Origin of the sequence: Micromonospora matsumotoense (assembly GCF_050951065.1) — a bacterium.
In the GTDB taxonomy this organism is placed as follows: domain Bacteria; phylum Actinomycetota; class Actinomycetes; order Mycobacteriales; family Micromonosporaceae; genus Micromonospora; species Micromonospora matsumotoensis.
On sequence record NZ_CP192025.1, the window covers coordinates 4,889,681 to 4,911,908 of the forward strand.

Consider the following 22,228-nt stretch of genomic DNA (forward strand, 5'->3'; position numbering starts at 1 on the left):
TCACTCCTTGTCACTACGCATGGGCCGAAGCGTCGGCCGGTTCGTTTTCCGCAGCTGGCCGATCCGGCGTGCGAGACCGGCCGCGGTGGGCGCGTCGAGGAGTGCGCGCAGGGGCACGTCGATGTCGAGCGCCGCCCGGATTCGGGCGAGGACTCGGACGGCCAGCAGTGACTGGCCGCCGAGAGCGAAGAAGTCGTCGTCGACGCCGACCCGTTCCAGCCCGAGGACCTCGGCGAAGGCGGTGCAGACCGCCTCCTCAGCGGGGCTGGTGGGGGGCCGGTGGCTGGCCGTCGGTGTCGGGGCGAGGTCTGGCACGGGCAGCGCGCGGCGGTCGATCTTGCCGTTGGGGGTCACCGGCAGCGCGTCAAGCAGCACGACTGTGGACGGCACCATGTACGACGGCAGCCGGTGCGCTACGAACTGGCGTACCCGCTCGGCCACCTCGGCCTCGGCGGCGGCGGCACCGTCGGGAGTGTCGGGCCAGTCGAGGCGCAGCCGGTGACGCTCGGACTCGTCCACGGTGTCGATAGCGCTCAACGGCGGGTCGTTCGTTGTACTTCCCAGCGCGTCGACCAGGTTCAAGGTGGTGGTACGCAGCAGCGCCGCCACCGTGTAGGGGTCAATGGGTGCAATGGCGTCGATGGTGAGTGTCAGGTCGTGGCCGTCGTCGTCGACCGAGGCGTTGATCGGAAAGGTGCTGCGTTCCTGGGCGTGCAATACCCGGATTCCGGTCGTCTGCGGTGTCGGTTCGGGCTCATCGGAGGGGTCGGCCCCGTTGTCATGCCGGTAGTTGAACAGTGCGGTGAACAGCGGGGTCTCGGCGGCGACGCCGCTGGCGCGCTGCACGACGGCTAGCGGGGCGTGTTCGTGTTCGAGCAGGCTGGCGAGTTGGTCGCGCATCGCCGCCACCGCCGCCCGCACGGTCAGTTCGCCGGTGCGGACTCGTACCGGCAGGGTGTTGATGAATGGGCCTGGCACCCGGTCGGATCCGGAGCCGGCGTTCATCCTCCCGAACAACACCGTGCCGAAGATGACGTCGTCGCGTCGGGCGACGGTGGCGACGACCCTCGCCCAGGCGACGTGCAGCAGCGTGGCCGGGCTGGTGCCCAAAGTTTGTGCGGTCTCACGTAGTCGGTCGGTGAAGCCGCTCGGGAAGTCAAGTTGGTGCCGGGTGAGCTGACTGCCGTCGCCGCGTACGTCGTGGATGCCGAACGGTACGGTCGGTTCGACGACGTCGCCGAGGAGTTCGGCGAAGTAGCGTTCGTGTTCGGTCTCGGTGACGGCGTTGCGGGCCTGCGCGACGAAGTTCCGGAACGGCAGGGGCGGGGCGATGAGGTCGTCGCGGCCGGAGAGGATCGTTCGCACTTCGCCCAGCAGTACGTCGAGCGCGACGTGGTCCTGAACGATGTGATGGACCCGCAGCAGGGCGAGCCAGCCCGGGCCGTCGGGGGCCGCAGCGGTGTGGATGTCGAGGAGCGGGGCGCGGTCGAGGTTCATGGCGTGCCCGGCGGCGGCGGCGAGCGCGGCGACCGGATCGTCGCCGGCGGCCAGGATCGTGTCGGTCATCGACAGTGTGGCTTGCCGCCATACCACCTGTACCGGCTCGGGCAACCCTTGCCAGAGAATTGCGGTCCGCAGGACGTCGTGCCGATTCACGACCCGCTGTAACGCATCGACGAATCTGTCCAGGTGGGCCCGGGTGTCGAATGCGACGGTGATTGACATGAGATAGGCGTCTCGACCACCGTCGGCGAGCAGGTGGTGGAAGAGAATGCCTTCCTGTAGCGGGGCGAGGTGATAGATGTCGGCGATGTTCGCCGCCCCACCATCCACCGACGCCGCGATGCGGTCGATCTGCTCCTGCGTCACACTCACCAACGGCAACATCTCCGGAGTGATCACCGAAGCACCCGCCGGGATCAGATTCGCCGGCACCTCAACCATCTCCACACCACCCGTGGCCGCCAACGCCGCCGGAGTCGGCGTCTGGAAGAACGCCCGCACCGGCACCGACACACCCCGCCGCCGCAACCACTCCACCAACCGCACCACCAACAACGAATGCCCACCCAACGCAAAGAAGTCATCCCCCACACCCACGCGCTCCAAGCCCAGAACCTCAGCGAACCCCGCGCACAACAACTCCTCCCGCGCATTCACCGCAGCCCGTCCCGCACCGCTCTCGACCTGCGGATCCGGCAACGCCCGCCGATCAAGCTTCCCGCTGCCGGTCAACGGCAACTCATCCAGAACAACCACCGCCGCCGGAACCATGTACTGCGGCAACCGCTGCCCCACAAACTCCCGCACCCCACTGCCATCACCACCGACGACATAGGCGACCAGCCGATCACCACGCACCACCACCGCAGCCTGGGTCACCTCCGGATGCCCGACCACGGCGGCCTGCACCTCACCCAACTCGATCCGCACACCCCGCAACTTCACCTGATCATCCGTACGACCCAGGTAATCCAACTCCCCGCCCGCAGTCCAGCGCACCAGATCACCGGTCCGATACAACCGCTCACCCGACTCGAACGGGCTGGCCACGAACCGCTCCGCCGTCAAACCCGCCCGACCCACATACCCCCTGGCCAACTGCACACCAGCCAGATACAACTCACCCGCCACCCCCACCGGCACCGGCTGCATCGCGCTGTCCAACACGTAGGTACGGGTATTCGCCACCGGCGACCCGATCGTCACCGGCCCACCGATGTCACACCGGGCCGCCGTCACATCCACCGACGCCTCCGTCGGTCCATACAAGTTGTGCAACTCGGTACCCGGCAACACCGACAGAAGCTGGTCCCGCACCGACTCCGAAAGCGCCTCACCCGAACACACCACCCGGGCCAGACCGGTGCACGATCCGGCCACCGGAAGGAACACCTCCAACATCGACGGCACAAAATGCGCCGTCGACACGTGTTCCTCACGGATCAGGTCGGCCAGATAGACGGGGTCACGGTGACCACCCGGACGGGCCACCACCACCGTCCCACCCACCACCAACGGCCAGAAGAACTCCCACACCGACACGTCAAACGTAAACGGAGTCTTCTGCACCACCCGCTCACCCACCACCAACCCAAACCGGTCCTGCATCCACCGCAACCGATTCACCACACCCCCATGCGACACCACCACACCCTTCGGCCGACCCGTCGACCCCGACGTAAACAACACATACGCCGGGTGCGCCGCACCCACCACCCGCACCGGCACCGGCACCCCCGAAGGAACAACCTCCTCCACCAACACCCGCGCCACCCCCAACGGCACCACCGACGCACAACCCACCGACGTCACCACCGCCACCGGCAACGCATCCGCCACCATCACCGCCACCCGCTCCACCGGAAACTCCGGATCCACCGGCAAGAACGCACCACCCGCCTTCAACACCGCCAACAACGCCACCACCAAATCCACCCCACGCGGCAAACACACCCCCACCACCGACTCCGGCCCCACCCCCAACCCCACCAACACACCCGCCACCGCACCAGCCCGCGCATCCAACTCCCGATACGACACCGACACACCCTCGAACACCACCGCGACCGCATCCGGCGACAACGCCACCTGACGGGCGAACAACGACACCACCGTGTCATCCACCGGATACGACACCGCCGTGTCATTCCAGCCAAACAACACCTGGGAACGCTCCCCCGCACCCAACACATCCACCACACCCACCCGCACACCCGGATCGGCAACCAGCGCAGACAACACCCGCACAAACCGCTCCGCCAGCACACCCGCCGAACCCGAATCGAACAGCTCCGCGGCGGCGATCAGTTCGCCGCGTAGCCCCGCCGGTCGCCGGTCCGGGTCGAACTCCTCGGTGATGCCGAACTCCAGGTCGAATTTGGCGGTCGCAGCCTCCATCGCGGTCCGGATGGCGTCGACGTCGGTGAGGTCGAGTGCTGCGACGTCCTGGTTCTGCACGGTCAGCATCACCTGGAACAGCGGGTGCCGCGCCAGGGACCGCGTCAGCGCAAGCTCCTCCACGAGGCGCTCGAAGGGCACGTCCTGCCGTTCGTACGCCGCGAGGTTGGTCTCCCGTACCCGGCCCAGCAGCTCCACGAAGGTGGGGTCGCCGGCCACGTCGGTCCGGAGCACCAACGTGTTGACGAAGAACCCCACCAGGTCGTCGACCGCCTCGTCGGTGCGGCCGGCCACCGCCGTACCGATCGGAATGTCGACGCCGGCGCCCAGTCGCGACAGCAGCACCGCCAGCGCGGCCTGGACCACCATGGCCACCGTCACGCCCTCGGCGCGGGCCAGGGTGAGCATCGCGGCGTGCACCTCCGCCGGCACCGCCACCGAGACCGCGTGTCCCCGGTAGCTCGGGATCGCGGGGCGGGGCCGATCCGTCGGCAGCGCCAACTCCTCGGGAATGCCGGCCAGCGTGTCCCGCCAGAACCGGACCTGCCGGGACAGCACACTGTCCGGGTCCGTCTCCACGCCCAGCAACTCCCGCTGCCACAGCGCGAAGTCGGCGTACTGCACCGACAACGGTGACCAGTCCGGTGTCCGGCCCGCCGAACGCGCCGCGTAGGCCTGGGACAGATCCCGGGCCAACGGCGTCATCGACCACCCGTCGGCCGCCACGTGGTGGACCACCACCACCAGCACCGAGTCGTCGAACAACCAGGCCCGGATCGGCACCTCCGTCGACAGGTCGAACGGTTCGGCAACCGCAGCCGCCACCGCGCTGTCGAGGTCGTCGACCCCGGCAATCGTCAACCGCCAGTCCAGCTCCTCGACCGGGACGATCCGCTGGTACGGCTCCCCGTCGGCGGTCGGGAACACGGTCCGCAGCGCTTCGTGCCGGCCGAGCACATCGCGCAACGCCGACTCCAACGCCGAGGAGTCCACTCCATCCAACCGCAGGACGAACGGCATGTGGTATGCCGCCGACGCGCCCTCCAGGTGGTTGACGAACCACAACCTATGTTGGGCGGCCGACAGGGGCACACGGTCCGGACGGTTCATGGCCACGACCGCCGGACGCATCGGAACCGCCGACATCCGGGCCGCCAACCGCGCCGGTGTGGGCGCCTCGAACAGCGTCCGCAGCGGCAGCTCCATTCCGAGCACCGCCCGGACCCGGCTGGCGAGCCGCACCGCCAACAGCGAGTGCCCGCCCAGGGCGAAGAAGTCCTCGTGCACACCCACCGAGTCGTGGCCCAGCACCTCGGCGAACGCCGCGCAGAGCAACTCCTCGCGGGGGGTCAGCACGGCCCGGCCGACAGCGGGGCGTGCCGTCGGTGCCGGCAACGCCCCGCGGTCCACCTTTCCGTTCGGCGTCAACGGCAGCGCGTCGAGTACCACCACTGCCGAGGGCACCATGTACTCCGGCAGTCGGCCGGCCACGAACCGGCGCACGTCCTCGGCGTCCAAGCCCGCGGTGGCCACCACGTACCCGACCAGACGCCGCTCCCCCGGGCTGTCCTCCCGGACAACCACCACGGCCTGCTCCACTGCCGGGTGCGCAACCACCGCGGCCCGCACCTCGCCCAGCTCGATCCGGAACCCGCGGATCTTCACCTGGTCGTCCACCCGACCGGCGAACACCAGCTCACCATCGACGGTCCACCGCACCAGGTCACCGGTGCGGTACATCCGCTCACCAGATCCGAAAGGGCAGGCGACGAAGCGTTCCGCGGTCAGCCCGGATCGTCCGACGTAGCCGCGGGCCAGCTGTCTGCCGGACACGTACAGCTCGCCGAGCACGCCGACCGGGACCGGCGCCAGGGCCGCGTCGAGGACGAACGCCCGGCTGTTCGGCAGCGGTCCACCGAACGGCACCGGGCCGTCGGCGCACTCCGGGTCGATCCGGCCGGCCGCCATGATGACGGTGGCCTCGGTCGGACCGTAGGCGTGCACCAGGTGCCGGTCCCGGGACCACCGGGCGGCCAGCCCCGGGTCGATGCCCTCGGAGCCCACCACCATCGCTTCGACGTTCGTGAACCGCTCCGGGTCGAGCACAGCCAGCAGCGACGGTACGACGCTCGCCGAGCGCACCCCACTGGCGGTGACCAGCCGGCGCAGCAACTCCGGTTCGGAGCGCTGCGCCGACGAGGCGATGACCAGGGTGCCACCGCATGCGAGGGTGACCGCCACGTCGAGCACGGAGGCGTCGAAGCTGAACGAGGCGAACTGCAGCACCGGGGTTCCGGGCCGCACCCGCAGCAGTGCCGCGAACACCGACACGAGGTTCGACAGGCCGCGGTGTGGCACGCACACACCCTTGGGTCGGCCCGTCGAGCCGGAGGTGTAGATGACGTACGCCGCCTGGGCGGGCGCCGGCGCGGCCGGCAAGCCGACGTCGGCGTGGTCCGGCATCGGGGCGTCGACGACGACCGGGGCGACCTCCGGCGGCAGCACGTTGGCGCAGCTCGACGTGGTGAGCACGACCTGCGGTCGGGCGTCGGATACCAGGTAGGCGATGCGCTCGGCCGGATACTCCGGGTCGATCGGCAGGTACGCGCCACCGGCCCGCCACACCGCGATGATGGCCGCCACCATGTCGAGGCCCCGGGGAAGGCAGAGCGCGACCACCGACTCCGGCCCGACGCCGCGGGTCACGAGCAGCCAGGCGAGCCGGTTGGCCCGGGCGTTCAGGTCGGCGTACGACATCGCGACGCCCTCGTGGGTCGCGGCTGCGGCATCCGGCGTACGCATGACCTGTCGGCGGATCAGTTCCGGTACCGGGGCGCTGGTGAGGTCTGCGGCGGTGTCGTTCCACTCCACGAGCACCCGATGCCGTTCGTCCTCGTCGAGGACCTCGACCGCGCGCAGCGGCGGGTCGGTGTCGCGGTCGAGGGCCGTCCGAAGCCGGGTCACCAGGCCGTCGACGGTGGTGACGATCAGTCGGCCGAGGGCGTTGGCGTCGATCGGCTCGACCGCGTCGACGGAGACGCTGGCGTCGTCCCCGTCGTCGTCGATGGAGACGGTGAGCGGGTAGTTGTTGCGCTCGTGGGTGTAGATGACCTGGACGCCGTCGACGTCGTCGTCCGCGGGGCCGGCCGTGGCGGTGTTCCGGCGGTAGTTGAAGATGGACGTGAACAGCGGGGAGTCTGCGGGAACGCCGCTGACTCGCTGCGCCACGGCCAGCGGGGCGTGTTCGTGTTCGAGCTGCGCGGCGAGTTGGTCTCGCATGACCGCGACCGCGGCGCGCACGCCGATGTCACCGATCCGCACCCGGACCGGCAGGGTGTTGATGAACGGGCCGGGGACCCGGTCGGCGCCGGCGCCGGCGTTCATCCGACCGAACAGCACGGTACCGAACACGACGTCGTCACGGCCGGAGATGGCGCCGAGCGCCCGCGCCCAGGCGACGTGCAGAACCGTCGCCGGGCTGACGCCGAGTCGGCGGGAGACCTCGCGCAGCCGGCCGGCCAGTCCGGGTGGGAACGGGGTCCGCCAGCGGGCTGGTCGTGCGTCACCGCGGACCTCCGGCACTCCGAACGGCACGGTCGGCTCGTCGATGTCGCCGAGCAGGGCGGCGAAGTACCGCTCGTGCTCCTCCTGCGGGACGCCGGCCCGGGCCTGGGCGACGAAGTCGCGGAACGGTGGTGCCGGCGGCAGTTCGTCGCCCCGGCCGGCGAACAGTGTCCGTACCTCGTCCAGGACGATGTCGAGGCCGGTGTGGTCCTGAACGAGGTGGTGGACCCTGAGCAGCACCAGCCAGCGGTCGTCGTCGGGGTGCCGGGCGATGAACAGGTCCATCAGCGGCGCCCGCTCCAGGTCCATCCGCGCCCCGCCGGCTCGGACCAGGTCGATGACCGGGTCGTCGGAGTCCGCGGAGAGGGTCACCGGCTCGATCCGTAGGGTGGCGCGTCGCTGGACGATCTGCAGCGGCTCCGGCAGGCCGTCCCAGAGGATCATCGTGCGGAAGATGTCGTGCCGGTCGACCAGCAGGTTCAGGGTGTCGACGAGGTGATCGACGAGCGCGCGGTCGGCCAGCTCGATGACGGTGGGCAGGACATAGGTGTCGTCACCGCCCGCGGCCATGAGGTGGTGGAAGAAGATTCCTTCCTGTAGGGGGGCGAGTGGGTAGACGTCGGCGATGTTGGCCGCGCCGCCGTCGACAGCGGCCACGATCCGGTCGACCTCGCCCTGGGTCAGCGACACCAGCGGCAGCATGTCCGGGGTGATCCGGGCGGCACCGACCGGAATCCGGTTCGCCGGCACCCGCGCCTGCCGGACACCCGTGGCAGCAGCCAGAGCAGCGGGCGTCGGAGTCTGGAAGAACGCCCGGACCGCCACCACGATCCCCCGCCGACGCAGCCACTCCACCAACCGCACCACCAACAACGAATGCCCACCCAGAGCGAAGAAATCATCGTCCACACCCACCGCGTCCACCCCCAGCAACGCCGCGAACCCCGCGCAGATCACCTCCTCCCGCGGGTTCACCGGCGCCCGCCCCACCCCCGCCACCTGCTGCGGCGCGGGCAACCGCTCCCGATCCAACTTGCCGTTCGTCGTCAACGGCAACGCGTCCAGCAGGGCGACGGTGGCGGGCACCATGTGCCCGGGCAGCCGCCGGGCGACCTCCTGCCGCACGGCCGCAGGCAGGGCGATGGGGTCCGTCCCGGCCGCGGGCACCACGTAGGCGACCAGGCGGACGTCGCCGGGGGTGTCCTCGCGCACGATCACCGCCGTCCGCGCCACCGACTCGCACGCGGCCACCGCTGCCTCGACCTCGCCAAGCTCGATCCGGAAGCCGCGGATCTTCACCTGTTGGTCCGCGCGACCCAGGTATTCCAGCCGACCCTCGCCGTTCCACCTGGCCAGGTCACCGCTGCGGTACATCCGCTCACCGGGAGCACCGAACGGGCACGCGACGAACCGCTCAGCGGTCAACCCCGGCCGGCCGAGGTAGCCGCGGGCCAGCTGACCGCCGGCAACGTACACCTCGGCGGTCACGCCCTGCGGCGCCGGCCGCATCGCGGAGTCCAGCAGGTGCACGCGCAGTCCCGGTAGGGCCCGGCCCACCACACTCGACGTGGCGTCCGGTTGCACGGTCTGAATCGTCACGTGCACCGTGGTCTCGGTGATTCCGTACATGTTCAGCAACACCGGCGCGTCCGAGCCGTATCGAGCGAACCACCCGCCCAACCTGCCCGGGTCCAGTGCCTCCCCACCGAAGACCACGGCCCGTAGGGACGGCGCGTCGAGCAGGTCCATCACCTCGTAGAAGCCCGACGGCGTCTGCGACAGCACAGTTACCCGCTCCCGCCGCACGAGATCGGCGAAGTCGCTCGGCGACCGCGACACCTCGAACGGCACCACCACCACCCGGCCGCCGTGTAGCAACGCCCCCCATATCTCCCACACCGAGAAGTCGAACGCCGCCGAGTGGAACCAGCTCCACACGTCGTCCGGTCCGAACCCGCCGAACGGGTCCGCGGTGGCGGTGAACAGCTGCGCGACGTTGCCGTGCGTGACGGTTACGCCCTTCGGCCGTCCTGTCGACCCCGACGTGTAGATCACATACAGCGGGTGGGCCGCCCGCACCGTCACCGGACCAGCCGGCGTCAGCGAGGCCAGCTCGGCCACGACCGCCGGGTCATCGACCACCACGACCGGCGCGGCACAGTCGACCAACACTCCGGCGGTCGCCGAGCTGGCCAGTACCACCACGGGTGCGGCGTCCTCGATCGTGTACGTCACCCGGTCGACCGGATACCGGGGATCGATCGGCACGTACGCCCCACCGGCGCGCACCACTGCCAGCATCGCCACCAGCAGCTCCGGACCCCGGTCGAACACCAGCCCGACCAGTGACTCCGGGCCGACGCGGTGCTCGGTCAGCAGCCGAGCCAGCCGACCCGCGCGCGCGTCCAGTTCCGTGTATGTCAGGGACCCGCCGTCGGTCACCACCGCCACCGCGTCCGGCGTCCGCGCCACCTGTGCCGCGAACAGCCCGGCGACACTCGCCGCCTCCGACGCGGTCACCGGCGGCGGGTTCCACTCCACCAGTACCCGCCGACGCTCGGCCTCGTCGAGCACGTCGATCGTGCTCAACCGGCGACCGGTGTCGGCGACGAGGAGGCCGAGCAACCGGACGTACCAGGTCACCAGCCGCTCGATGCTGGCCCGCTCGAACAGGTCTGCGCTGCCGACGACCGCGCCGTGCAACCCGGCCGGTCTGCCCGTCGAGTCGAAGGTCTCCGCCACGTCGACGTCGAGGTCGAACTTCGCCGAGTCCCCGCCGGCCTCGATGCGGCCGGTGGTGACACCGGACATCGTGACGCCAGCGGCGGCGTTGTTCTGGACCGTGAGCATCACCTGGAAGAGCGGGTGCCGGACCATCGACCGGACCGGCGCCAACTTTTCCACCAGTCGCTCGAACGGCACGTCCTGGTGCTCGAACGCGGCCAGACCGGTCTCCCGCACCCGGGTCAACAACTCGGCCACAGTCGGATCGCCGGACAGGTCGGTGCGCAGCACCAGTGTGTTGACGAAGAAGCCGATCAGGTCGTCCAGTGCCTCGTCGGTCCGCCCTGCCACCGCAACACCGATGGGTACGTCCAGGCCCGCTCCGAGCTTCGACAGCAACGCCGCCAGGGCCGCCTGCAGCAGCATGAAGACCGTCACGCCCTCGGCCTGGGCCACCGCCACGATCCGGGCGTGCACGTCGGCCGGTACCCGCAGCGGAACGGTATGTCCCTGGTAGGTGGCCTGCACCGGACGGGGGTGGTCCGCCGGCAGGGCGAGTTCCTGCGGAATGCCGTCGAGGGCGGCCCGCCAGTAGCCCAACTGTCGGGCCAGCACGCTGTCCGGGTCGGACTCGGCACCGAGCAACTCCCGCTGCCAGAGCGCGTAGTCGGAGTACTGCACGGGAAGCGGCGCCCAGTCCGGGGCTCGGCCCTCGGACCGGGCCGCGTAGGCGGTGGAGACGTCGCGGCCGAACGGGGCCATCGACCAGCCGTCGGCGGCGATGTGGTGCAGGACCACCACCAGGACCGCCTGGGTCGGTCCCGCGCGCAGCAGCGTGGCACAGATGGGCACGTCGGTGGCGAGGTCGAAGGTGCGCGCGGCGGCCGCCGTGACCGCATCGTCGAGCTGGGTGGGTGCGACGTCCGCCACCTGCAGGTCCCAGTCCAGCTCGGCGTTGTCGAGGACGTGCTGGTACGGCTCCCCGTCCGTGGTCGGGAAGACCGTGCGCAGCACCTCGTGGCGGGCCAGCACGTCGTGCAGGGCCGCCCGGAGTGCCGCGATGTCCACGCCGCCGGAGAGGCTCATCGCGATCGGCAGGGTATACGTGGTGTCGGCTTCGTCCAGTTGGGCGATGAACCACAGCCGGCGCTGCGCGAACGACAACGGGATCATCAGGAGCCCTTTCGGTTGCGCATCGGCCGCAGTGCCGGCCGACTGGATTGCTCGGCGGGAACGCGCAGGGCGAGTTGGGCCACGGTGGGCGCGTCGAACAGGTCCCGAAGACCGAGTTCGACGCCGAGCACGGTGCGGAGGCGGCTGATCAGCCGTACCGCCAGCAGCGAATGCCCACCGAGGGTGAAGAAGTTGTCATCGACGCCGACCCGTTCGAGCCCGAGGACGTGTGCGAAGGCCTCGCACAGCGCTTGCTCGCGCGGGTTCGCCGGAGGCCGGCTGGAGCTGACAGCCCCGGCGAAGTCCGGCGCGGGCAACGCCCGACGGTCAAGCTTCCCGCTGCTGGTCAGCGGCAACTCCTCCAGTACCACCACTGCGGCCGGTACGAAGGAGCCGGGAAGGTGACGAGCGACGTGCTCACGGACCTCGGCGGGATCGGCGTCACCGACGACGTACGCCACCAGCCGGTCGTCCCGGACGACGACCGCCGACTGAGTCACCTGAGGGTGCGTGACCACGACCGCCTGCACCTCACCCAACTCGATCCGCACACCCCGCAACTTGACCTGGTCGTCGGTGCGACCCAGATAGTCCAGCTCCCCCTGCGGGGTCCACCGGACCAGGTCACCGGTGCGGTACAAGCGCTCACCCTGCTCATGCGGGTTGGCGACGAACCGCTCGGCGGTCAATCCCGGCATACCCGCGTATCCCCGGGCGAGTTGCACCCCGGCCAGATACAACTCGCCGGCCGCACCCACCGGCACCGGTTGCAGGGTGTTGTCCAGGACGTAGGTGCGGGTGTTGGCCACCGGCGACCCGATCGTCACGGGCACACCCGCCTCACACCGGGTCGCGGTGACCTCCACCGACGCTTCGGTCGGCCCGTACAGGTTGTGCAGCTCAATGTCCGGAAGGACAGCCAGCAGGCTGTCCTGCGTCGTCGCTGGAAGCGCTTCACCGGAGCAGACCACCCGCGACAACCCCGTGCATGAGGCCGCCACCGGAAGGAACGCCTCCAGCATCGACGGCACGAAGTGCGCCGTGGACACGTGTTCTTCGCGGATCAACTCGGTCAGGTACGCGGGGTCGCGGTGACCACCCGGGCGGGCCACCACCACCGTCGCCCCGACGATCAACGGCCAGAAGAACTCCCACACCGACACGTCAAACGTGAACGGCGTCTTCTGCACCACCCGCTCACCCACCACCAACCCAAGCCGATCCTGCATCCACCGCAACCGGTTCACCACCCCCGCGTGCGGCACCACCACGCCCTTCGGCCGACCCGTCGACCCCGACGTGAACACCACATACGCCGCACTACCCGAGGACACCTCGACCGGCGAACCCACGTCCGGGCCGTCCAGCCCCACCACCGAATCCAGCACGACCACCGCACCCGCATCCCGCACGAACACGTCCGCCCGCTGCTGTGGGTACTCCGGATCGATCGGCAGGTAGGCACCACCGGCCTTCAACACCCCGACCAACGCCACCACCAAATCCACACCGCGATCCATCCGCACCCCGACCACGGACTCCGGGCCCACCCCCACCGACCGCAGATGCCGGGCCACGGCACCAGCCCGCGCGTCCAACTCCCGATACGAGACCGACACACCCTCGAACACGACCGCCACCGCATCCGGAGTCGCGGCGACCTGACGGGCGAACAACGACACAATGGTGTCGCCGGCCGGGTAGGACACCGCCGTGTCATTCCATTCGGACAGCACCAGCGAGCGTTGCGCCCGGTCGAGGACCGGCACCCGGGTCAGCGGCACTTCACCATCGGCCTCCAGCGCGGCGACCATGTTCTCGGTGGTCGTGGCCAACAGCGACACCACCGATTCGGCGTCGATGGGAGTCGTCGCCTCCACGGTGAGGTGGAGCGTGTCACTGTCGTCGTCGACGGAGACTGCCAGCGGGTAGTTGGTGTTCTCCCGGGAGAAGACGACCGCGATGTCGTCCGCGCCGCCGACCTCGGCGTCCGAATCGCCCGGGACGTCGTTGTGTCGGTAGTTGAGGATCGAGGTGAACAGTGGGGTTTCGTGGGGAACCGCGCTGGTCTGTTGGGCGGTGGCCAGTGACGCGTGTTCGTGTTCGAGGAGAGCGGCGAGTTGGTCACGCATCCGAGTGACGGCGTCGCGGACGTCGAGGCGGCCGGTGTTCAGCCGGACCGGCAGGGTGTTGATGAAGGGGCCCGGCGCCCGATCGGCGCCGACGCCGGCGTTCATCCGACCGAACAGGACCGTACCGAAGACCACGTCGTCGCGTCCCGAGGCGGCCGCGAGGGCGCGCGCCCAGGCGACGTGCAGCAGGGTCGCGGGACTGGTGCTCAGGGTACGGGCGACCTGGCGCAACCGGGCGGTCAGCGCAGGTTCCAGCCGCTGCCGAGCGCTCCGCTGGTCGGCGCCGTCGCTGTGCACGTCGCGCACGCCGTAGGGGATGGTGGGTTCGTCAAGGTCGCCGAGCATCTCGGCGAAGTACCGGGTGTGCTCCGCGTCGGAGATTCCGGTGCGGGTCTGCGCCACGAACTCACGGAACGGCACGACCGGCGCGAGCGCGCTGTCATCGCCGCTCATCACCGCGCGTACCTCGCTGATCAACAGGTCCAGGCCCATGTGGTCCTGCACCATGTGGTGCACCCGCACCAAGGCCAGACACCCGTCACCGCCCGGTATCGCGGTGATGTGTACCTGGATCAGCGGCGCGCGCTGCAGGTCCATCGCCGTCTCACCAGCTGCCAGCAGATCGCGTACGGGATCGGCGTCGGTGACCGTGACCTCGACCACCGGCAGGGGGGCGTGCCGCCACACCACCTGTACCGGCGCGTCGAGGCCGTCCCACACGATCGCCGTCCGGAAGATGTCATGCCGATCAACGACCCGACCGAGCGCGTCGAGGAAGCCGTCGAGCAGGTCACGGGTGGCGAAACGCACCACCGTCGGCAACACGTACGCATCACGACCACCCTCGGCCAGCAGATGATGGAACAGCAACCCCTCCTGCAGAGGGGCCAACGGATAGATGTCCGCGACGTTCGCCGCACCGCCGTCGACGCTGGCCACCACCCGGTCGGCCTGCTCCGAGGTCAGCTCGACCAGCGGCAGCATCTGCGGGGTGATCCGCTCGGCGTCCGCCGGGATGACATTCGCCGGCACCCGAACCTGATCCCGGCCTACACCCGCAGCAGCCACCCCCGCCGGCGTGGGGGTCTGGAACAGCGCCCGCACCGGCACCGACATACCCCGCTGCCGCAGCCACTCCACCAACCGCACCACCAGCAGCGAATGCCCACCCAAAGCGAAGAAGTCGTCGTCCACACCCACCGCCGCGAGCCCGAGCACCTCGGCGAACCCGGCGCACAACAACTCCTCCCGCGCGTTGGCGGGCAGGCGGTCGGCACGCGTGGACGCGGCGAAGTCGGGTGCCGGCAGTGCGGCACGGTCGAGCTTCCCCGCCGCCGACAGCGGCAGCGCCGGCAACACCACGACCGCCGCCGGAACCATGTGCCCCGGCAGCACCGTCGCGGCATACGACCGTACTCGCGCCGGCAACCCGTCCGGGTCGACGCTGGGCGTCGGCACCACGTACGCCACGAGCCGCTTGTCCCCGCCCGAATCCTCCCGAGCCAGCACCGCTGCCTGAGCCACGTCCGAGTGCCCGGCCAGCGCGGCCTGCACCTCGCCCAGCTCAATGCGGAACCCGCGGATCTTCACCTGATCGTCGGTACGCCCGAGGTACTCGATCTGGCCGTCGGCGTTCCACCGCACCAGATCGCCGGTGCGATACATCCGCGAGCCCGGCTGGAACGGATTGGCGACGAACCGCTCTGCGGTCAGCCCTGCCCGGGCCAGATAGCCCCGAGCCAGCCCCACGCCGGCCACGTACAGCTCTCCGGCGACTCCTACCGGCGCGAGGGCGAGATCCCGGTCGAGTACGTGGACCCGCGTACCGCTGATCGGACGCCCGATCGGCGGGGTCTGCTCCGCTGGCCCGTCGACGTTCCACTGTGTCGCGTACACCGTCGCCTCCGTCGGGCCGTAGAGGTTGACCACCTCCACACCCGGCAGGGCTGCCCGTACCTCGGCCACCGTCCCCGTCGTCAGCGCCTCACCGGCCACCACCACGGTGCCGACCCGGGCCCGCACGCCTGCCTGGAGGACCTGCGCCAGCGCCGACGGCACCGCGTTGACCAGGCTCAGGTCCCAGGCCCGATCCCGGTCGGTCAACGCCAGCAGGTCGGCCACGACCTCGACGCTGCCGCCGGACACGAGCGGTCCGAACAGTTCGAAGACCGACACGTCGAAGCTCAGCGACGTCGAGGCCAGCACCCGGGCGAATGCCGCGCCACCGAAGCGGTCGGCCGCCCAGCTCACCAGGTTCGCCACCGAACGGTGCTCCACCACCACGCCCTTGGGCCGGCCCGTCGAACCCGAGGTGAACATCACGTACGCGCCGTGATCCGGCCGCGCCGGTGCCCGGTCGAGCAGCTCGTCGCCCACCGGCCGGTCGTGCACAGACACCCGGGCCACCCCGAACGGCAGCACCCTCTCGGTCTCCGGCGAGGTCACCACGGCCACCGGCGTCGCGTCGCCCACCATGAAGGCCACCCGCTCCTCCGGAAGTCCCGGGTCGATCGGTAGATACGCCCCACCGGCCTTCCACACACCCAGCAGGGCCACGACCAGGTCCACGTCACGCGGCAGGCAGACACCCACCACCGAATCCGGCCGCACCCCCCGTGCCACCAGCACCCGCGCCAGCCGCTCGGCCCGCGCATCCAACTCCGCATACGTCAACGTCGTGCCACCCGACGTCACGGCCGGTGCCTGCGGGGTCCTGGCCACCTGTGCGCTGAACAGCTCCGGCAGCGTTGATTCGACTGGTGCGGCCGGCACGTCGTTCCACTCCACCAGCACCCGGTGCCGCTCCACCGCGTCTACCACGTTCACGGCGCCCAGCCGCAACGCCGGGTCGTCGGTCACGTCCTCCAGCACCCGGGCGAGCCGCTCCACCATCAGCCGCGCGGACGCTACATCGAACAGGTCAGCGGCGACGGTGAGAGCGCCACGGATCCCGAGCGGGCTGCCGGTACCGTCGAACGTCTCCTGAAGACTGAAGTCGAGGTCGAACCGTGCGGTCGTCTCCACCGCTCGATCGTCGGCCGGGGCGGGTTCGATCCCGGCCGCGTCGAGAATGGCCTCCTCCTGGCTCTGCAGGGTGAGCATCACCTGGAACAGTGGGTTGCGGGCCAAGGAACGGGTCGGTGCCAGGTCCTCCACCAGCCGTTCGAACGGCACGTCCTGGTGGGCGAAGGCTGCCAGGCTGCTCTCCCGGACTCGGCCCAGCACCGCGGTGAACTCCGGGTCGCCGGACAGGTCGGTGCGGATGACCAGCGTGTTGACGAAGAAGCCGACGAGGTCGTTGAGTTTCTCGTCGCTGCGGCCGGCGATCGCGGTGCCGATCGGGACGTCCGTGCCGGCGCCCAGGCGGGAGAGCAGAACGGCGAGCGCCGCCTGCAGTGCCATGAAGACGGTGACGCCTTCGGCCCGGGCGAGCCGCGCCAGTTTCGCGTGCACATGGGCGGAAACCTGGACCGGGAGCCGATAGCCACGGTCGCCGAGCACCGCCGGGCGGGCCCGGTCGAACGGAAGGTTCAGCTCCTCCGGCGCTCCGGCCAGGGTCCGGCGCCAGTATTCGACCTGTCGGGCCAGAAGGCTGGCCGGGTTGCCCTTGTCGCCGAGCAGGTCGTACTGCCAGAGGGCGTAGTCGGCGTACTGCACGGGCAGCGGCGCCCAGTCGGGGGGGGTTCCGGCGCGACGGGCCGTGTAGGCGGTGACGAAGTCCCGGGCCAGTGGAGTCCAGGACCAGCCGTCGGCAGCGGTGTGGTGGATGACCACGAGCAGTAACTGCCGCTCCACGTCGCCGCTGAGCAACCACGCCTGGATCGGTAGTTCGGCCGCCAGGTCGAAGGCGTACGACCGGTGTCGGCCGATCGCCTCGTCAAGACCGTCGCCGTTGGTCACCTCGTGGTGCAGGTGCCAGTCGACCTGGTCCACCGGCACGACCTGCTGAACGGGTTCCCCCTGAATGGTCGGAAGTAGGGTGCGCAACGCCTCGTGCCGCCCGATCACGTCACGCAGTGCGGCCTCGATGACCGTCGGGTCCACCGGGCCGTCCAGGTCGAGGGTGTTCGAGACGTTGTAGAGGGCGCTGGGTCCTTCGAGTCGGTCGATGAACCAGAGGCGGCGTTGTCCGGAGGACAGTGGGATGTGCTCGGGACGGGGCTGGGGGGCCAGTACGGGGCGGGTGGTGGTGCTTGTTTCGGGTTCCGCGAGGGTGGCGGCGAGAGCCGCGACGGTGGGGGTCTCGAAGAGAGCGCGGATTTCGAGGTCGACGCCGAGTAGTGCGCGGATTCGGGAGATGAGTCGGACGGCGAGTAGGGAGTGCCCGCCGAGTTCGAAGAAGTCGTCGTCGACGCCGACCCGGTCGAGGCCGAGGATCTCGGCGTAGGCCGCGCAGAGCAGCTCCTCGCGTGCGTTGGCGGGTTCCCGGCCGACGCCGGAGGTCGATGGCGCCTCGGGTTCGGGGAGGGCGCGGCGGTCGAGTTTGCCGTTGGAGGTCAGGGGTAGGGCGTCGATCACGACCACAGCGGTGGGCAGCAGGTGCTCGGGGAGCCGTTTGGCGGCGTAGCGGCGGACCTGCTCGACTACGGTGTCGGGGTCGTCGTCGGTGACCACGTAGGCGACGAGCCGCAGCTCGCCCTGCCGGTCGGGGCGGGCGATCACAGCCACCTGCTCCACCACCGGACACCCGGCCAACACGGTGTGGATCTCGCCCGGCTCAACCCGATACCCACGGATCTTCACCTGATCATCAACCCGACCGAGGAACACCAACCGCCCATCAGGAAGATGCCGCACCCGGTCCCCGGTCCGATACATCCGCTCACCAGACCCGAACGGGCATCCCACGAACCGTTGCGCGGTCAACCCCGGCCGGCCCACATAGCCCCGCGCCAACGCCGCACCCGCGACATACAACTCACCCGCCACCCCGACCGGCACCGGCTGCAACCTGTCGTCAAGCACGAACGCACGCACGTTACGAATCGGCGTACCCACCGGCACCACGGCATCACCATCAAGGCGACCCGTGAGCACACCGATCGTCGTCTCCGTCGGCCCATAATGGTTGAACACCGGCCGACCATCCGCAGCCGCCACCAGCTCCCGCACCCAGTCCACCGGCGCCGCCTCACCACCCAGCACCACACCACCGGCGGGAATGACATCCGTCAGCTGGCCTGCCGCACCGAGTGCCATCAGATGCGACGGCACCGCCTTCAGATGATCGATCCGGTGCTCGACCAGATACCCGGCCACCGCCACCGGATCCGTCACCACCCGCTCGGGCAGGATGTGCAACTGCCCACCCCGCGCCAACGACGCGAACAACACCGTGTTCCCCAGATCCGTCACCTGCGCCTGCAACAACGCAAACCGACCCCCCACCTGCGGGAAACCCAACCTCTCCGGCACCGACGCCACATAATTCGCCACCGCCGCCTGCGTCACCACCACACCCTTCGGCCGCCCCGACGACCCCGACGTATAAATCACATACGCCACGCCATCCGGGTAGCACCTCACCTGCGGCACGCTCTGCTCCAACCCCGCCAGACCCGCCACGGTCGCCGGCGCATCCAGCGCCACGATGCGGATCTTCCCCGCGGGCAACTCATCAGCGGTGTCCACGTCGGTCAGTAACAACACCGCCCGACTGTCACGCAGCACGAACGCGACCCGCTCCACCGGCTGACTTGCGTCCACCGGCAGATAGGCCGCACCCGCCTTCCACACCGCGAGAATCGCGACAACCATCTCCACACCCCGCGGCAGACACAGCGCCACCACGGACTCCGCACCCACCCCCTGCGCCACCAGATACCGCGCCAACTGATTCGCCCGCATATCCACCTGCGCGTATGTGGTCTCCACCCCATCGGCGACTACTGCCACCGCGTCCGGCGTCCGAGCCACCCACCCCTCAAACAAGCCCAGCACCGACTCCACCGGCGACACATCCGTCGTGTCGTTGAAGTCGAACACCACCCGGCGGCGTTCCACCTCATCGAGCAGATCCACCGCACTCACCGACACTGTCGGATCAGCGGTCACCGCCTCCAACACCCTGGTCCACCCCGACGACACCCGCGCAGCAAACGGCTCATCGAACAGATCCGCCGCCACCGTCACCGCACCCCGCACACCCGCCGGACGACCCCCCTCATCAAACGTCTCACCCACCAACACATCCACGTCGAACTTCACCGTCGACACCGTCGACGACCCACCCCTGGACACACCAGTGACGTCGACACCGGCCAGATCCAACACCGCATCGATGGTGTCCTGCTTCGTCAGCACCACCTGGAACAACGGATGACGCGCCATCGACCGGACCGGCGCCACCTCCTCCACCAACCGCTCGAACGGCACATCCTGATGCGCCGCACCCGCCAACGCCGCCTCCCGCACCCGCACCAACACCTGCGCGAACGACGGATCCCCCGACAAATCCGCCCGCAACACCACCGTATTCACAAACAACCCCACCAGATCATCCAACCCCTCATCCACCCGACCCGCATGCGCCGAACCAATCGGAATATCCACCCCCGCACCCCACCGCGACAACAACACCGCCAACGACGCCTGCCACACCATAAACACCGTCACCCCATACGCCCGCGCCACCTCCACCAACCCCGCATGCAACCCCGCCGACACCTCCACCGGCGCCTGAAAACCCCGATGACTCGCCACCAACGGACGCACCCGATCAAACGGCAACGACAACTCCTGCGGCACCCCCGCCAACACACCCCGCCAATAACCCAACTGCCGCGACAACCTACTCTCCGGATCCGACTCATCCCCCAACAACCGCCGCTGCCACAACGCAAAATCCGCATACTGCACCGGCAACGGCAACCACCCCGGCACCCCACCGGCACACCGCGCCGCATACGCCACCGACACATCCCGCGCCAACGGACCCATCGACCACCCATCACCCGCAATGTGATGCACCACCACCACCAAAACCTCACCATTCACCAACACCGCCCGCAACGGCACCTCCACCGACACATCAAAAGGCCGCCCCACCACCTCCGCCACCACCCCATCCACATCCACCGACTCCACACACTCCAACACCCCACCCACCTCACCAACACCCAACACCCGCTGAAACGGCTCCCCATCCACCACCGGAAACACCGTCCGCAACACCTCATGCCGACCCACCACATCCACCAAAGCCGCAGAAAGCGCCACCACATCCACACCACCAACAAGCCGCAAAACCACCGGCACGTTATAAGCCGCCGTCGCCCCCTCCAACTGATTGATAAACCACAACCGACGCTGCCCAAACGACAACGGCAAACGCTCCGGACGCACCCCCGCCACCAACACCGGCCGAACAGCACCACCCTCACCCAACCGCCCCGCCAACCGCCCCGGCGTCGCCGCCTCAAACAACACCCGCAACGACAAATCCACCCCAAAAACCGACCGCAAACGACTCAACAACCGCACCGCCAACAACGAATGCCCACCCAAAGCGAAGAAATCACCATCCACCCCGACAGTGTCCAGGCCAAGAATCTCGGCGAACATCGCGCACAACAACTCCTCGCGGGCATTCGCGGGGCCACGGCCAGAACCGGCTGCGAACTCCGGGGCTGGCAGCGCCCCGCGGTCCAACTTGCCGTTCGCGGTCATCGGCAATGCATCGAGCGCGACGACGGCGGCCGGAACCATGTAGTCGGGCAGCCGCTGGCTCACATGCTCACGGACGCCGGCGCCGTCACCACCCACCACATAGGCGACCAGCTTTTCGTCGCGGACGATGACCGCCGCCTGGGTGACGTCCGGGTGCGCGGCCACGGCTGCCTGCACCTCACCCAACTCGATCCGGAACCCACGCAGTTTCACCTGCTCGTCCGCGCGCCCCAGGTACTCCAGCCGCCCCTCGGCATCCCAGCGGGCCAGGTCGCCGGTGCGGTACATGCGCTCCCCCAGCCCGCCATACGGGCAGGCCACGAACCGATCTGCGGTCAGCCCCGACCGGCCCAGGTAGCCCCGCGCCAGGCCGGCGCCGGCCAGGTACAGCTCGCCGGACACACCCGGCGGCACCGGTCGCAGGCTCGAATCCAGCACGTAGACGCGGGTGTTCGCCACCGGCCGACCGATCAACGGCCGGTCGCTGTCCCGCGCGTCGAGCGCGGTGGCGTACACGGTGATTTCGGTGGGGCCGTACAGGTTCACACACCGCACACCGTCGGCGGCGCGCAGGTCGGTCCAGACCTGCGGGGTCGCCGCCTCGCCGCCGAGCATCACGATCTCCGGCGGGGCGGCCAGCAGGCCGTCGGCGACCAGCCGTTCCGCATACGTCGAGGTGACCACGTCGAGAACCCGGACGTCCCGATCCCGGACGTACGCCACGGTGGCGGCGGTGTCGCGGCGGATGTCATCGGCGACGACGTGCAGCTCGTGCCCGGCGGTCAGCCACAGCAGCGGGTCCACCGAGGCGTCGAAGGACAGCGATGAGGTGAATGCCACCCGCCTACGCCCATCCGTGACGGCGGGGATGAAGCGGGAGGTATGCACGCTGTACAGGTTGCGCAGGCCGCGGTGGGTGACCGCGACGCCCTTGGGCCGACCAGTGGAGCCCGAGGTGTAGATGACGTACGCCGTCTGGTCGGCGTGCCACGGCGGGACGGGACCATCGGCCGGCGCGCCGGACAGCTCGTCGACGGTGGTCGGGGCGTCGAGCACCAGCACCGGGG

At 69.6% G+C, this 22,228-nt stretch carries 2 protein-coding genes (1 of these 2 only partly in view); both read right to left on the reverse strand.

Annotated elements, in window-relative coordinates:
- Positions 1-11,361: an amino acid adenylation domain-containing protein gene (locus ACQP1S_RS20825; protein WP_432898091.1), complete on the reverse strand. Its 11,361-nt coding sequence runs from the start codon at positions 11,359-11,361 to the stop codon at positions 1-3.
- A protein-coding gene (locus ACQP1S_RS20830; protein ID WP_432898094.1) for a non-ribosomal peptide synthase/polyketide synthase crosses the window boundary here: on the reverse strand, positions 11,361-22,228 show its final stretch. It continues 11,734 nt past the right edge of the window; only the last 10,868 of its 22,602 coding nucleotides appear in the window; its start codon lies off the right edge, out of view — the gene reads right to left on this strand; its stop codon occupies positions 11,361-11,363. Before ACQP1S_RS20830 ends, ACQP1S_RS20825 begins: the two co-directional genes overlap by 1 nt.

What these genes read in the sequence shown, in the direction of transcription:
- ACQP1S_RS20825 (WP_432898091.1), bottom strand. Translation starts at nt 11,361, where the DNA reads ATGATCCCGTTGTCGTTCGCGCAGCGCCGGCTGTGGTTCATCGCCCAA.